This window comes from Aeromonas sobria (genome assembly GCF_050266975.1).
Taxonomy (GTDB): Bacteria; Pseudomonadota; Gammaproteobacteria; order Enterobacterales; family Aeromonadaceae; genus Aeromonas; species Aeromonas sobria_B.
Genome location: NZ_JBKISU010000015.1, coordinates 1 through 15,182, shown reverse-complemented (window position 1 = coordinate 15,182; position 15,182 = coordinate 1). Strand labels below are relative to the sequence as shown.

12 protein-coding genes are annotated in these 15,182 nt (G+C 65.3%); 5 read left to right on the top strand and 7 right to left on the bottom strand.

The features are described from left to right. The first annotated feature begins 132 nt into the window (after positions 1 to 132). Positions 133 to 1,494 carry an exodeoxyribonuclease VII large subunit gene (xseA, locus tag ACLHZ1_RS10255; RefSeq protein WP_427262016.1) on the top strand — a complete coding sequence of 454 codons (1,362 nt, stop codon included), beginning with the start codon at positions 133 to 135 and terminating at the stop codon, positions 1,492 to 1,494. Positions 1,495 to 1,554: 60 nt separating this feature from the next. Here xseA and hutW read toward each other — a convergent pair whose 3' ends face one another. Further along, positions 1,555 to 2,922, bottom strand: coding sequence for a heme anaerobic degradation radical SAM methyltransferase ChuW/HutW (hutW, locus tag ACLHZ1_RS10250; protein WP_427262015.1), 1,368 nt, complete (start codon positions 2,920 to 2,922; stop codon positions 1,555 to 1,557). Between the two features lie 240 nt (positions 2,923 to 3,162). Here hutW and ACLHZ1_RS10245 point away from each other — a divergent pair, with 240 nt between their 5' ends. Then, entirely contained in the window at positions 3,163 to 4,758 is a 1,596-nt protein-coding gene (locus ACLHZ1_RS10245; RefSeq protein ID WP_427262014.1) for a methyl-accepting chemotaxis protein, read from the top strand. Positions 4,759 to 4,842: 84 nt separating this feature from the next. On the opposite strand, the gene aroG is transcribed toward ACLHZ1_RS10245, so the two are convergent. The 5 genes from aroG to ACLHZ1_RS10220 all read right to left on the bottom strand — a co-directional run bounded on the left by aroG (position 4,843) and on the right by ACLHZ1_RS10220 (position 10,590). Continuing rightward, a complete protein-coding gene (gene aroG, locus ACLHZ1_RS10240; protein ID WP_427262013.1) occupies positions 4,843 to 5,898 on the bottom strand; it encodes a 3-deoxy-7-phosphoheptulonate synthase AroG in 1,056 nt (351 codons plus the stop codon). Between the two features lie 213 nt (positions 5,899 to 6,111). Next, the gene (gene aroA / locus ACLHZ1_RS10235) at positions 6,112 to 7,395 is read right to left on the bottom strand and encodes a 3-phosphoshikimate 1-carboxyvinyltransferase (RefSeq protein ID WP_427262012.1); all 1,284 of its coding nucleotides are present in this window, start codon (positions 7,393 to 7,395) and stop codon (positions 6,112 to 6,114) included. A 206-nt stretch (positions 7,396 to 7,601) separates the two neighbouring features. Further along, positions 7,602 to 8,690, bottom strand: coding sequence for a 3-phosphoserine/phosphohydroxythreonine transaminase (gene serC, locus ACLHZ1_RS10230; RefSeq protein WP_427262011.1), 1,089 nt, complete (start codon positions 8,688 to 8,690; stop codon positions 7,602 to 7,604). A 230-nt stretch (positions 8,691 to 8,920) separates the two neighbouring features. Then, positions 8,921 to 9,841 (bottom strand): electron transfer flavoprotein subunit alpha/FixB family protein, encoded by a 921-nt coding sequence (locus ACLHZ1_RS10225; protein ID WP_427262010.1) that lies wholly within the window; start codon positions 9,839 to 9,841, stop codon positions 8,921 to 8,923. Then, positions 9,838 to 10,590 (bottom strand): electron transfer flavoprotein subunit beta/FixA family protein, encoded by a 753-nt coding sequence (locus ACLHZ1_RS10220; RefSeq protein WP_408793240.1) that lies wholly within the window; start codon positions 10,588 to 10,590, stop codon positions 9,838 to 9,840. Before ACLHZ1_RS10220 ends, ACLHZ1_RS10225 begins: the two co-directional genes overlap by 4 nt. Positions 10,591 to 10,733: 143 nt before the next feature. Here ACLHZ1_RS10220 and ACLHZ1_RS10215 point away from each other — a divergent pair, with 143 nt between their 5' ends. From ACLHZ1_RS10215 to ACLHZ1_RS10205, 3 genes are all read left to right on the top strand, one after another. Continuing rightward, a complete protein-coding gene (locus tag ACLHZ1_RS10215) occupies positions 10,734 to 12,371 on the top strand; it encodes an electron transfer flavoprotein-ubiquinone oxidoreductase (protein WP_427262009.1) in 1,638 nt (545 codons plus the stop codon). Positions 12,372 to 12,566: 195 nt separating this feature from the next. Continuing rightward, entirely contained in the window at positions 12,567 to 13,514 is a 948-nt protein-coding gene (gene corA / locus ACLHZ1_RS10210; RefSeq protein ID WP_041992177.1) for a magnesium/cobalt transporter CorA, read from the top strand. Positions 13,515 to 13,667: 153 nt separating this feature from the next. Next, positions 13,668 to 14,141 carry a DUF2919 domain-containing protein gene (locus ACLHZ1_RS10205; protein ID WP_427262008.1) on the top strand — a complete coding sequence of 158 codons (474 nt, stop codon included), beginning with the start codon at positions 13,668 to 13,670 and terminating at the stop codon, positions 14,139 to 14,141. Positions 14,142 to 14,210: 69 nt separating this feature from the next. Here ACLHZ1_RS10205 and ACLHZ1_RS10200 read toward each other — a convergent pair whose 3' ends face one another. Next, positions 14,211 to 14,966, bottom strand: a complete 756-nt coding sequence (locus ACLHZ1_RS10200) for a hypothetical protein (protein ID WP_427262007.1) — start codon at positions 14,964 to 14,966, stop codon at positions 14,211 to 14,213. Positions 14,967 to 15,182 lie beyond the last annotated feature (216 nt).

The following is a 15,182-nucleotide window of genomic DNA, read 5'->3' as shown; positions in this document are numbered from 1 at the left end:
CAGATGGCACAGGCAGACTGGAGCAAGACGCCGCTTCTGCCGCAGACACGGACTCGGCGGATGGGCACAACTGGGGTAAGATGTGCCCATCGTTTTCTCCCCGCCCCGGCGGACACCACAGCAGGGCCAGCCTTGAACCACCTCGACCAATCCAGCCAGAACAAGCAGCAGATCTTCACCGTCACCCGCCTCAACAGCGCCGTGCGCATGATCCTGGAGCAGGATCTGGGGCTGGTGTGGCTGACGGGGGAGCTCTCCAACCTGGCGATGCCAAGCTCGGGCCACTGGTACTTTTCCTTGAAAGACATGTCGGCCCAGGTGCGCTGCGCCATGTTCAAAGGCAACAACCGTCGGGTGCCGTTCCGGCCTCAAGATGGCATGCAGGTGCTGGTGCAGGCGCGAGTCTCCCTCTATGAGCCCCGGGGCGACTACCAGCTCATCATCGAGTCCATGCAGCCCGCCGGGGATGGCATGCTGGCCCTGCGCTTCGAGGAGCTCAAGCGCCGCCTCGGCGCCGAAGGGCTCTTTGACGAGGGTCGCAAGCGCCCCTTGCCTCGGGAACCCCGCGCCGTTGGGCTGGTCACCTCAGCCACCGGCGCCGCCCTGCACGACATGCTGACGGTGCTTGGGCGCCGGGCGCCGGATCTGCCCGTCTTTATCTACCCGACCCAGGTGCAGGGCAGCGCCGCCACCGCCCAGATCGTCTCGGCGATCCTGCTTGCCAACCGCCGCGCCGAGGTGGATGTGCTCATCGTCGGGCGCGGCGGCGGATCCCTCGAAGATCTCTGGTGCTTCAACGAGGAGGCGGTGGCACGGGCCATTGCCAACTCCGCCATCCCTGTGGTGAGCGCCGTGGGCCACGAGGTGGATGTCACCATCAGCGACTTCGCCGCCGACCTTCGCGCCCCCACCCCCTCAGCCGCCGCCGAGCTGGTGGCACCGGACAGAAGCGCCCGCGCCCAGCGCCTGGTGCACCTCAAGCAGCGTCTGGTACAGGCCATCTCCCGGCGCCAGACCGCCGCCCGCCATGGCTTCGTCCTGCTGCAAAAGCGGCTCGATCATCAGGATCCCAAGCGCCGGCTGGAGCAGCAATCCCAGCGCCTCGACGAGCTCGACCGCCGCTTGCAGCAGTACCTGCGCGATCGCCTGCACCAGGGGGAGCGGCGCCTGGCGGGCCTCGCCATGCGCCTGCAAGCCAGAAGCCCCGAGAAGCTGCTGGCCGCCGGCAAGCGCCGTCACCAGCTGGCCGAGGAGCGCCTCCATGCCCTGATGAGCAAGCGCCAGGATCTGGCCGCCCACCGCCTCGCCATGCTGGGAGCCCGGCTCGACGGCATCAGCCCGCTGGCCACCCTGGGGCGGGGTTACTCCATCACCCGCACCCCAAGTGGCGAGGTGATAAGCCGCGCCGCCCAGGTGAGTCCTGGCCAGCAACTGGTCACCACCCTTGCAGAGGGGGCGCTGCGAGTGCGGGTGGAGGAAGTGCACAACCCATGACTAAACAAGGGGGCCTTCAACTGGCCCCCTTTCGTTCCCTCCTCCTCTTGCCCCTGCCCGCTATACCGGCGAATGATGCCTGGTCCCGCCCGGATAAGCGGCGGGAGTTGCCGCCTCCCCTCCCAGGGGATTTGCCTGCAGATACTCGAACAAGCCCGCCTGCAGATTGACGTTCCAGAAACGCCCCGCCAGGGTCAGCGCCAGTGTCTCCCCAATCAGCTCGGCCAGGCCATGCTGTTGCCAGCGCTCAAAGAGCGGCAACAGATGCCCCCGCAAGGGGGGCGGCAAGCCCCCGAGGGCAAGCCAGCCGGTGTCGAGGCCACCGCGCAGCAGGCCGTCGATGGACGCGTTGGGATTGGGCCTCATCACCATGCCGGGGGCACGCACGCCGGCGGTCAGCGCCTCATGCCAGGACGCCAGATCCCGGCCATACATGAAGCCGTGGCTGTGAATCTTGCCCCCCGCCCCCGCGCCGAAGGGCAGGATCTCGGCGCCCCACTTGGCCATCTGGTTGTAGCGGCTCTGCTCGGCATCGGTGCGCCGCCAGTGGCTGCAGGAGAGTCGCTGCCAACCCCCCTGCTCCAGGGTGTGGGCGCCATAGGCATACATGGCCGCCCGCTGCTGACCATCGGCGGCCCAGCCGAGCCGGCCCTTCTCCTGCGCCCGATCCAGATGGGTGCCCTGCATGGGGATGAGCTGGTAGAGATCCACCCCGTGCACCCCGCTCGCCATCACATCCGCGATGTCTTGGCGCCACAGGGCATCATCCTGCCCCGGCAGACCGAAGATGAGATCCGCCACGATCACCGCCTCGTTGTGGCGGGTCAGCGCCGCCAGCCGGGCCAACACCGTCTCCCTGTCATCGAAGCGGGCCGCCTGCTGGCGCACGCGGGTATCAAAACTCTGCACCCCGAACGAGAAGCGGTTGAAGCCACCCGCCAGGGCCGTCTGCCACTTCTCGTCATCAAAGCCGTTGAGCCGCCCCTCCAGGGTCAGCTCCGCATCCGCGGTCAGGGGAAAACGCTGTATGGCATGGGCCAGGCGGGCGAGATCCGCCGCCACCATGTCGGTCGGGGTGCCGCCCCCCACATAGACCGCCGAGAAAGGCCGACTCTGGCCAAAGGGGGACTCGGCGGCCCGTTGCAGGCTGTCGCACAGGGCCGCCATATAGCGGCTCATGCGCGCCGGATTGGCGCCGTTTTCGAAGAAGTTGCAAAAACTGCAGCGCTTGCGGCAAAACGGGACATGGATATAGAGCGCCCGCTCCTGAGCCTCGCTCGGCCGCTGCCACCAGGCTCGCCAGCCGGCGTCGTCCAGCATCAGGGGGACGGCGGCGCCCCGGCTGGCATGGGCCGAGGTCTTGGCGGTGAAGGCGAACGTGAGGGGATCCGGGGTGGAACGCCCCGTCATGGTGGATGTCAGTCTCATCGGGGGTCTGCCAATATGGTGTTTATGCTAATGATAATTACTATCAACAATGCGATGACTTGCGCCAGATCAACTGAAGATCAATCACCACACCTGGCTACCCGTGGTTAACGCCACGGCTGGATCCCGTTAACAGAATCCTTACTAAAGATGCGGTAATGTGTGCCGATAGAGAACCATCACCGACGGGCAAGCCGCCCGCTCGGCTCCCCCCTTTCTGCCGCACGGATCCGGTTACCCATGAAAAACCTCTCCCTCAACTGGAAAATCTTTCTCCCCCTGGCCCTGGTGATAGGGGCCAGCTTCACCCTCAGCTTCGAGCTCTCTGCCTGGTTGCAGCGGGATCTCGCCCTGCGCCTGGCCGACGAGAAGGTGCAGAGCATGGCCAACAGCTACATGGATCAGCTCAACGTCATGATGGTGACGGGGGTCATTGCCAATCGGGCCCTGGTGCAGACCAAGATCAAGAGCGAGACCGGCATCACCCAGGCGCGTTTGATCCGCGCCCCCGCCATCAGCCAGCTGTTTGGCCCGGGTCACGGCGATCAGCAGATAGAAGATGAACTGGACAGGCGCGCCATCGAGCAGGGGGAGACGGTGCTGATCCAGCAGGAGAAGCAGCTCACCCTCGTCAAACCCTTCAAGGCCTATCAGGAGTATCGCGGCACCCAGTGCCTCACCTGCCATCAGGTGGCCGAGGGTACCGTCATGGGGGCCGTGCGCATCAGCTATGACCTGAGCCATATCTTTGCCGAGATCCGCCACAACAACTGGCTGCTGAGCGGCTGCCTGGGGGCAGTGTTCAGCCTGGGGTTCGGGCTGCTGTGGTGGGTGCTGCAACGGCATGTCAAAGGCCCCATTTACCGATTGCAGCGCACCATGATGCAGATGGCCAGGGAGCGGGACCTCTCCCTGCCCCTGGTCAACCACAGCCAGGATGAGCTGGGCCAGATGACCCGGGCGGTCGATGAGATGGTGCAGGGGTTTCGCCTCAGTCTGGCCGAGGTAGAGGGGGCCACCGCCCAGCTCTATCTGGGCTCGGATCAGATCCGCGAGGGGGCGGCACGTACCGAGCACGCGGCGCGCCAGCAGGAGCTGATGACGGTCCAGGTCGCCACGGCGGTGAGCGAGCTGGCGGCCAGCTCCCACGAGGTGCGCGAGCACGCCCGCCATAGCGCCGAGCTCTCCGCCCTCACCAACGAGGATGCGGCCCACACCAGCCGCCTCGCCCGCCATGCCATCACGGACATGGACGAGATGGCGGCCGAGATAGCCAGGGTCGATGCGGTGATCCAGCAGCTCGACAGCCGCTGCCTCGCCGTGGACGGGGTGCTGGAGGTGATCAAGGGGATCGCGGATCAGACCAATCTGCTGGCCCTGAACGCCGCCATCGAGGCGGCCCGGGCCGGGGAGCAGGGGCGCGGCTTCGCCGTGGTGGCCGAGGAGGTGCGTGCCCTCTCCAGCCGCAGCCGCAGCGCCAGCGAGGAGATTGCCGGCATGATAGCCGCCCTGTTGCAGGAGGCCCAGAGCGCGGTGGCCGTGATAGGGGATGCCAGGGTCAAGGCGAAGGAGAGCATAGGCAAGACGGAGGATACCCTGACGGCGATGCAGGCCATCATCACCCGGATCGCCAGCATCAATGATCTCAATGCCCAGATGGCGCAATCGGCCGAGGAGCAGGACAGGGTCTGTCAGGAGGTGGACGGCGCCGTCCATGAGATCCGAAGCCGGTCGAACGACACCCTCGGCCAGGCCCATGAGGCCAGCCTCGCCAGCACGCGCCTGGCCAGCCAGTGCCAGGCCCTGGAGGCCCTGCTCAAGACCTATCGCCGCTGATCCGATCGGGGGGCTTCTGGCGCGCAACGACGCCCACAAAAAAGCGCGACCGGGTCGCGCTTTTTCACTGATTTCAGGCTGTCATCAGGCGGCGTTGCGCTCGGCCACTGCCTCGGCCAGGGTACGCAGCAGGGTCTCGGTGTCGTCCCAGCCGATGCAGGCGTCCGTGATGCTCTGACCGAAGGTGAGTTGGCACCCTTCCACCAGGTCCTGACGTCCTTCCACCAGATGGCTCTCCACCATGACGCCGAACACCGCCTTGCTGCCGGCGCGGATCTGGCCCGCCACATCCTCGGCCACCCGCATCTGGTTCTTGAACTGCTTGCTGCTGTTGGCGTGGCTGAAGTCGATCATCACCTTCTGGGGCAGACCCGCCTTGTCCAGCCCTTTCACCACCTCGTCCACGTGGGCGGCGCTGTAGTTAGGCTCACGGCCGCCGCGCAGTATGATGTGGCAGTCCGGGTTGCCGGCGGTCGAGACGATGGCGGAATGACCGTACTTGGTCACCGACAGGAAGTGGTGGGGCGCGCTGGCGGCGCCGATGGCGTCAATCGCCACCTTGATGGTGCCGTCGGTGCCGTTCTTGAAGCCCACCGGGCAGGAGAGGCCGGAGGCCAGCTCGCGGTGTACCTGGGATTCGGTGGTGCGGGCGCCGATGGCGCCCCAGCTCATCAGATCCGCCACGTATTGCGGGGTGATCATGTCGAGGAACTCGGAGGCGGTCGGCATGCCCAGATCGTTGAGCTCGAGCAGCAGCTTGCGACCGATGCGCAGGCCGTCGTTGATCTTGAAGCTGTTGTCCAGATGGGGATCGTTGATCAGCCCCTTCCAGCCCACAGTTGTGCGCGGCTTCTCGAAGTAGACCCGCATCACGATTTCCAGCTGATCCTTGTACTGCTCGCGCAGCGCCTTGAGGCGCTTGCCGTATTCGACGGCGGCGACCGGATCATGGATGGAGCAGGGACCGATCACCACCAGCAGGCGCTGATCTTCGCCGGACAGGATCTGGTGGATGGCCTGACGGGATTCAAATACGGTGGAGACGGCCGCCTCGGTCGCCGGAAACTTCTCAAGCACCGCAACCGGAGGTAATAACTCTTTGATTTCACTAATACGAACGTCATCGGTTTGATGCTGCATACTTCGGCTTCCTGCTTGGCTAGACACATTGCTTGCACCAATCTAGCCCGAGGGGCCCGGGGGTGTAAATAGAAAATTACATCCCTTAATAAAATATTTTTAGGCCAGTGATTGCATGTTACAGGAATGCTGCTAGGGAGAGGCGAAATCAAAAAGGCCCGCTGGGTGCGGGCCTCGACGGGTCGTGATCAGACTGCGCAATCGGGAGATGCCTCAGGCATCCTGGCTGATGCTGGCCAGCTTGTCGAAATAATCGGGGAAGGTCTTGGAGGTGCAACCCGGATCATTGATGGTCACCGGGGTATCCGACAGGGCCACCAGGGAGAAGCACATGGCGATGCGGTGATCGTTGTAGGTGTCGATCTCGGCATGGTGCAACCGGGCCGGCGGCGTCACTTGGATGAAGTCGTGCCCCTCCTCCACCTCCACACCCAGCTTGCGCAGCTCGGTTGCCATGGCTTGCAGGCGATCCGTCTCCTTCACCCGCCAGTTGTAGATGTTGCGAATGGCGGTGGGCCCTTCGGCAAACAGCGCCGTGGTGGCGATGGTCATGGCCGCATCCGGGATCTGGTTCATGTCCATGTCGATGCCGTGCAGGGGGGCCTGCTCGGCCTCGATGAAGTCGTCGCCCCAGGTGATGCGGGCCCCCATCTTCTCCAGCACGTCGGCGAAGTGAATGTCGCCCTGGATGCTGTGCTTGCCGATCCCGGTCACCCGCACCTTGCCCTTGATGGCACCCGCCGCGAGGAAATAGGAGGCGCTGGAGGCATCCCCCTCCACCAGGAAGTCACCCGGGCTGACATAGGTCTGGTTGCCCTGGATGTAGAAGGTCTGGTAGTTGTCGTGCTCTATCACCACGCCAAACTGCTTCATGATGTGCAGTGTGATGTCGATGTAGGGCTTGGAGACCAGCTCACCCTTGATGTGGATGCGAGTATCGCCGGCCGCCATGGGGGCCGCCATCAGGAAGGCGGTGAGGAACTGGCTGGAGACGGAGCCGTCGACGTGTACGTCGCCGCCCCACAGCCCCTTGGCATCGATGGCCAGCGGCGGGAAGCCATCGCGCTTGAGGTATTGCACATGGGCACCGGCCTCGCGCAGGGCATCCACCAGATGGCCGATGGGGCGCTCTTCCATGCGCGGCTCGCCGGTCAGCATGTATTCGCCGGAACCCAAGCACAGGGCGGCGCACAGGGGGCGCATGGCGGTGCCGGCGTTGCCGAGAAACAGGGTGACAGGCTCACTCACCGCGAAGCTGCGGCCCAGCCCTTGCACCTCGCACACCGTCTTGTCGGCGGAGAGCTTGTACTTGACCCCGAGCTGGGTCAGCGCCGCCAGCATGTGGCGAATGTCATCGCTGTCGAGCAGGTTGGTGAGGCGGGTGGTGCCCCGCGCCAGCGCCGCCAGCAGCAGGGCCCGGTTAGACACGCTCTTGGAGCCGGGCAGATTGACCACCCCCTCGACCCGAGCAATAGGTTCCAAACGCAACGAATTCATAGCCTTCCTGTACCGATATCAAAAAACACCTGCCCGGACGTTAACAGCCAAGGGCAAGGAGGGCAAGGCTCTTGCTTGCCCCCTCTCCTCGCCGGCCCGCAGGGAGGGTGTCAAGGTGAAACGAGGCGGCGCCCCGAGGAGCGCCGCCCATAGAACTGGCCTCTGCCGCGCCCGGGACGCGGCGGCAAGGGGCATGCCCCTTGCACTCAACCGTGCTGCTTGGCGAAACGCTCCATGAAGCTCACCAGCGCCTCGACCCCGGCCAGAGGCATGGCGTTGTAGAGGCTGGCGCGCATGCCGCCGACGATGCGGTGCCCCTTGAGCGCCAGCAGACCGGCGGCCTCGGATTCGGCCAGGAACAGCTTGTCCAGACGGTCATCCTTGAGCTGGAACGGCACGTTCATGCGCGAGCGGCAGGCCAAGTCCACCTGGTTGGCGTAGAAGCTGGAGTCGTCAATGTAGCCGTAGAGCAGCTCGGCCTTGGCACGGTTGCGCGCCTCTATCTCGCCAAGCCCTCCCTGCTCTTTGAGCCACTCGAACACCAGACCGGCCAGGTACCAGGCGTAGGTGGGCGGGGTGTTGAACATGGAGTCGTGCTTGGCGGTCAGGGCATAGTCAAACACCGCGGGCACGTCGCTCCTGGCCTGGGCCAGCAAGTCGTCCCGCACGATGGCGATGGCCAGGCCAGAGGGGCCTATGTTCTTCTGGGCGCCGGCGTAGAGCACGCCGAAGCGGCTCACGTCCACGGGGCGCGAGAGGATGGTGGAGGAGAGATCCGCCACCAAAGGCACGTCCCCCGTGGCCGGGATGTCGAACATCTCTATGCCATCGATGGTTTCGTTCGGGCAGTAGTGAACATAGGCGGCATCGCTGCGAAACGCCGGGGTCGGCAGCAGCTGGCTCACCCCTTGCGCCGTCTTGGCCACGCCGGCATGGGTCAGGATGTCGCCATACTTGTGGGCCTCGTCCACGGCGCTCTGGGCCCAGACCCCGGTCAGCAGGTAATCCGCTTTCTTGTTGGCCCCTCCCAGCAGGTTCATGGGCACGGCGGAGAACTGACCGCGGCCACCGCCGTGCATGAAGAGCACCTTGTAGTTGGCGGGAATGGCGAGCAGCTCGCGCAAGTCGGCCTCGGCCTTCTCGGCCACCGCCATAAAGGGTTTGCCGCGGTGGGAAAGCTCCATGACAGAGGCACCCAATCCCTGGAAATTACAAAATTCGCGCTGAGCGCGCGCCATGACTTCGACCGGCAACATGGCTGGGCCGGCGCAGAAGTTGTAAACCTGTTTGCTCATGACACTTTCCGTGAGGTGGTAAAGAGTGGAAGACTCCCCCGTTTTTACACGAAACAGCGCCCCTTCGGCAAAGGCTTTTTGGGAGCTGGGTCAAGGTTTGGTGCCCCCTGCCCCGGGCCGGGCTGAGGAAATGTGATGGCGCGGCGCCGGCCGAGGGCTCCCCGGCTGGGGCTGGGCCAGGCGAGGAGAGCCGGGGAAGCCCCCCTTGCCTGGCCAATCCGCCCGGGCGGCTAGATCTTGGCGGTCAGCTCGGGCAGCAGGGTGAACAAGTCCCCCACCAGGCCGTAATCGGCAACCTGGAAGATGGGAGCCTCCCCATCCTTGTTGATGGCGACGATCACCCTGGACTCCTTCATGCCCGCCAGATGCTGGATGGCCCCCGAGATGCCGACGGCGATGTAGAGCTCGGGAGCGACCACCTTGCCGGTCTGACCCACCTGCAGATCGTTGCCGACAAATCCCGCATCCACGGCGGCCCGGGAGGCGCCGACCGCCCCTCCCAGCTTGTCCGCCAGGGCCTCGATCAAGGCGAACTGCGCTTTCGAGCCCAGGGCCCTGCCCCCGGAGACCACCACCCGGGCGTTGCCAAGCTCAGGGCGGCTCGACACCACCGCCTGGCGGGAAACCAACCGGGTGCGCGCCGCGATGACAAGGGGGGGCAGCGTCTCTATCGGCGCGCTCTCTGCGCCCTGCGGCGCCGCGCCGAAGCTGCTGGCCCGCAGCGTCATCAGCTTGATGGGGGCACTGCTCTGCACCCGGGCCAGGGCATTGCCCGCATAGATGGGGCGCACGAAGGTATCGGCCCCCTCGATGGCGGTCACCTCGGAGAGCATCTCCATCCCCAGCCGCGCCGCCACCCGGGGCAGCAGATCCTTGGCCGCGGTGCCCGCCGCCATCATCACATGGTGATAATCCCGGGCCAGGGCCGCGAGGGGCCCATCCAGGCCGTCGCACCACGCCTCTGCCAGCTCCGCCAGCAGCACCCGCGATACCCCTTGCAGGCGGGCCGCCTCTTCGGCGCCCTGGCCGGGATTCTGGCCAACCAGCAACAGGTGGATCTCCCCCCCCAGGAGGCCGGCAGCCCCCACCAGGCGCGCCGTGCTGGCAGTCAGGGGGCCTTGTGTTTGCTGCGCAATGATCAGTGTGCTCATCCCAGTACCTTCGCCTCGTGCTTGAGTTTGTCCACCAGCTCGTCCACCGAGCCGACCCTGATGCCGGCGCGCCTTGGCGGCGGCGCCATGACCCCGAGCAGCCGGGTCTGACCGGCGGGCTCGACCCCAAGCGCCGCAAAGGGCGCGCTCTCAATCGGCTTGCGCTTGGCCTTCATGATGTTGGGCAGGGAGGCAAAGCGCGGCTCGTTGAGGCGCAAGTCCACCGTCACCACGGCGGGCAGCCCCATGGCGAGGGTCTCCAGGCCGCCATCCACCTCCCGGGTCACCTGCATCTCCTCCCCGTCGAATGCCATGGCCGAGGCGAAGGTGGCCAGCGGCCAGTCGGTGAGGGCCGCCAGCATCTGGCCGACTTGGTTGTTGTCGGAATCGATGGACTGCTTGCCCAGCAGCACCAGATCCGGCCGCTCCCGCTCGCAGATCCCTTGCAGCGCCCGGGCCACGGTCAGCGGCTCGAGCCGCTCGTCGGTGACATAATGCAGCGCCCGATCGGCCCCCAGGGCCAGGGCATGGCGCAGCTGCTCCGCCGCCGCCTCCGGCCCCAGGGTCACCACCACCAGCTCGCTCGCCACCCCGGCTTCCCGCAGCCTCACCCCCTGCTCCACCGCTATCTCGCAAAACGGGTTGATCCCCATCTTGACGTTGGCCAGCTCCACATCGGAGCCATCGCTCTTGACCCGGATCCTGACGTTGTAATCGACGACCCGTTTGACTGCTACCAGCAGCTTCATTCGACCACTCCTTATCCCGCGTTTCCTCGGGGAGGCGACATACACGCCTCCCATCAACTATTGCGTGCCGAGAGTTTACAGACAGGTTTACGTTTACGTAAACTAACACCACTACCCTAGGCCAAGTCGAGAGCAGAGGCAAGATGGAACGAGAAGCAATGGAATACGATGTGGTCATCGTCGGTGGCGGGCCGGCCGGGCTCAGTGCCGCCATCGCCATCAAGCAGCGCGCCCCGGATTGCAGCGTCTGCCTGCTGGAGAAAGGTGCCGAGGTTGGCGCCCATCTCCTCTCCGGCGCCCTGCTCGATCCCCGCGCCCTCAAGGAGCTGCTGCCGGATCGCTGGCAAGAGGCACCGCTTGGCATCCAGGTGCAGGATGATCAGCTCTGGCTGCTGCGCAGTGCCCACGGCGCCAGTCACCTGCCCCACTGGGCCCTGCCCCCCAGCATGAGCAATCAGGGTTGCCACATCATCAGCCTGGGCAACCTCTGCCGCTGGCTCGCCAGGGAGGCCGAGTCCCTCGGGGTCGAGATCTACCCGGGATTCGCCGCCAGCGAGCTCATCGTCGAGGCCGGGGTGGTCAAGGGGGTGCTCACCGGGGATCTGGGGCTGGATCGGGCAGGCAACCCCAAGGGGGACCATGTGCCCGGCATGGCCCTGCTGGGCCGCTACACCCTGCTGGCGGAGGGGGCCCGCGGCCACCTCGGCAAGCAGGCGATCGCCCGCTTCGCCCTGGCCAGCCACACCCAGCCCCAGCACTACGCCATCGGCTTCAAGGAGTTGTGGCAGGTACCTGCGGAACAGTCCCATCCCGGCCGGGTGCTCCATGGCAGCGGCTGGCCCCTCGGCGGTCAGGATAGGAGCCATGGCGGCTTCTATCTCTATCATCAGGGGGACCATCAGGTGTCGGTGGGGCTCATCGTCGATCTCAATTACCAGAACCCCTGGCTCAGCCCGTTCGACGAGTTTCAGCGCCTCAAGCAGCACCCCCTCATCGCCGCCACCTTGCGTGGCGGTGAGCGCATCGGCTATGGGGCCCGCGCCATCACCAAGGGGGGCTGGCACTCCCTGCCCCGCATGGATTTTCCCGGGGGCCTGCTGCTGGGCTGCGACGCCGGGACCCTGGATTTCTCCCGCATCAAGGGGATACACGGCGCCATGAAGAGCGGCCTGCTGGCCGCCGAGACCCTGGCCCCCCATCTGGCCCCAGGGATGGCCGCTGGCCTGAGCCTTGCCCACTACCAGCAGGCCCTGGCCGCCAGCTGGCTCGGGCAGGATCTCAAGGGGGCGCGCAACTTCGGCGCCGCCCTGCACAGATTCGGCCCCCTGCTGGGGGGCGCCTTCAACTGGCTGGAGCAGCGCCTGCTGCGGGGGAGCGGCGGGCTCAGGCTGCTGGACAAGGGGGAAGACTACCGCGCCCTCAAGGCCGCCAATCGCTGCCAGCCCATCGACTATCCCAAACCGGACGGGCAGCTCAGCTTTGACCGGCTCTCTTCCGTCTATCTGGCCAACACCCAGCACGACAAGGATCAGCCCTGTCACCTGCGGCTGCAGGACGCCAGCATCCCCATCCAGGTCAATTTACCCACCTGGGCCGAGCCCGCGGTGCGTTACTGCCCGGCCGGGGTGTTCGAGATAGTCGAGACCGAGCAGCGCCCCAGATTCCAGATAAACAGCGCCAACTGCATCCATTGCAAGACCTGCGACATCAAGGATCCCAGCCAGAATATCGTCTGGACGCCCCCCCAGGGGGGATCCGGTCCCAACTACCCCAACATGTGATCCGACCAGGGCGGTTTTTTGGACAAACAGGATGAATATCAGCTGAATAGGCCCTGACATTGACGGCGAGCGCCTGTATAGTTCGCCGCAGTCAGGTTGCCCATCGGCCCCGCTATGCTTCATACGATCCCCTTCTCGTGATCGACGCCGCATGAACCTGTTCAACCATCCCACCCAAGACTTTAAGGGGGACAGATGATCACCGCCTACATCCTCAACAACAAGGTGCTCGACATCGTCACGCTCGGGCCTGACGACATCCTGCCCGACAACACGGTCTGGCTCGATGCCTACAAGCCGGACGGCGCGGAGCGAGAATGGTTGACGGGGCTCTTTCTGGAAGAGGTCCCCGACAAGGAAGAACTCGACGACATCGAGGCCTCCGCCCGTTTCTACTGGGACACGGATGGCCTGCACATCCACTCCCTGTTCCCCCAGCGCATCGGCCGTGACACCAAGGGTGTCCACGTCTCCTTTACCCTGCGCAACAACCTGCTGATCAGCATCCGCGAGGACGACATCGGCCTGGTGCGGCTGATGCGCCACTATATGCGCCAGGACAGGCTGGAGGTGGAAGATGCCCTGGATATCCTGCTGGAGGTGCAAAACCTCAAGGTCGAATACCTCTCCGATCTCATCGAAGATGGCTACAAGACCCTGGAGAACACCGCCGATCAGATCTTCGAGCCCGACCAGATCAACCCCATGCTCAAGGAGCTGATGGCCCAGGAAGAGGCCAACGGCCAGATCCGTCTCTCCCTGCACGATACCCGGCGTGCCCTGCGCTTCCTCAAGCGCAGCCTGCGCCAGAAGATGAGCAACGAACAGAACAAGTGGATCGACGAGATGCTCCACGATGTGGAGTCCCTGCTGCCCCACACCCAGTTCCTGTTCGACAAGATCAACTTCCAGCTCGAGGCCGCCATGGGGGTGACCAACCTGGAGCAGAACAAGGTGATCAAGATCTTCTCGGTGGCCGCCGTCATCTTCCTGCCGCCGACCCTGATCGCCAGCATCTACGGCATGAACTTCGGTCGCATGCCCGAGCTGCAATGGGAATATGGCTACTCCATGTCCCTGGTGCTCATGGTGATGTCATCCCTGGGCACCGGACTCTTCTTCAAGCGCAAGGGCTGGCTCTGACACCCACCCATCCCGAGCAAGCAGCGACAGGGGCCAGGGGCCCCTTCGTTTTTGTTTCCCCAGCCCCCCGACTGCCCGCTTTTTCACCCCCTCCTCTTGCAAGCCGGGCCGCCGTCCCCATATCTGCAACACCCTTGCTTGAACTGGCACCCCATGACCCTCTACCCCGACCACCGTTACGATGACCATGGCCAGCTGCGCCCTCCCCTCTGGTTCTGGCCCATCGCCCTGCTGCTGACCCGCGCCGTCTGGCTGTTTCTGATGGCAGGCGCCACCCGCCAGGGGGGCAGCGAGCTGCTGGCCCTGCTCTATCCCGAGCGCTGGAGCCTCTATTTGAGCCTGTTCACCGACCTGCCCGCCCTGCTGGCCCTGCTCGCCTGTGGCGGCACCTTCGCCAACCCGGATGGCTGGCGGGCGCGGCTGCGGCGGCTGAGCCCCCAGCTGCTGATCGTCTCCGCCCTCGGCGGCCTCGTCATGCAGATCCACGCCCTGATGAGCCTGGGCTGGCAATTCAGCTGGCTCAACGCCCTGGTGCTGATCGCCAGCCTGTGGAGCCTCTGGTACCTGCTGAGAAGCCGCCAGCTTAGGGAATACGCGGCGGACAGGCCCCATGGCCCGGATGCCTGATCCGGGTGACGCTCTGATCATGAAGGAGCCTGCTCTGGCGATCAGGCCATCCCGGCCTGGAGACGCGGCTCAGTTGAGGGGGGTCACCCGGATGGCCAGGGTCTGCTGGCGCGCCGTCTGGCCCAGGCTTGCTCCCAGGGCACTGCCCAGCCCCAGGGTTTGACCCTGCCGGCTGTCGGCCAGGGCCCCCACCTCGGTCCACTGACCCGGGACGGCGTCCAGCTCGGTCGCGCTCTGGCCATGCTCAGGCACCCCCTGACCCAGGCTCGCCTGTTCGCTGGCGAGCCGGATCCGCACTCGATCCCCCACCAGGGTGGCGCTGGCATAGAGGCCGCTGACAATGGGCAACAAAGCCGTCACCCTATCGCCACGCCAGCGATAGAGGCTGACGGGCCGATAGCTGCCCAGCTGCAACAGCACGGGGCGCCCGGAGAGCCCGCGGATCTGCCAGGCCTGCTGGCCCTGCTCGCTGCCCTGGCCCAGGGCCAGCCCCGCCCGCCAGTCACCATCGCCACCTTGTCCGGCCCCCAGGCTGGCCCCCTGGGTATCGTTGTTCTGGGCCACCCGCCACTCGATGAGCAGCATGGCGGGGGGCTGATTGAGCCGCGCCACCAGCGCCTCGGCCTCCTGCAGCTGCTGCGCCGTACCGCTCAGCACCAGCTGATTGCCCATGGCGCTCACCCCCAGCGCCGGATAGAGGTCGCGCAGGCTGCGCACCATGGCTTCGGCCTCGAAGACGGTGATCACCTTCACCTCCGCCAGTGCCGGGCCCGCCAGCAGCCCCAGCAGCAGGCAGAGCGATCCCACCCTTTGTTTGATTTTCATATGGCACTCACCTCCCTCTCCTTTGCTCCCGCAAGGCTCAACCCTGGCGGCCCGCTTTGCCAGCGGCTGGGTAAAAAAAACCGCCGAACTGAAGTGAACCCCGAAAGTTGGACACCCAACGAGTAGGGGTTCTTCGTTTCTATGGGAAAGCAAAAATACTCGACCGACTTCAAACGTCAGGTCGTTCTTCACTATCTCAACGGTCATGACGGTGCC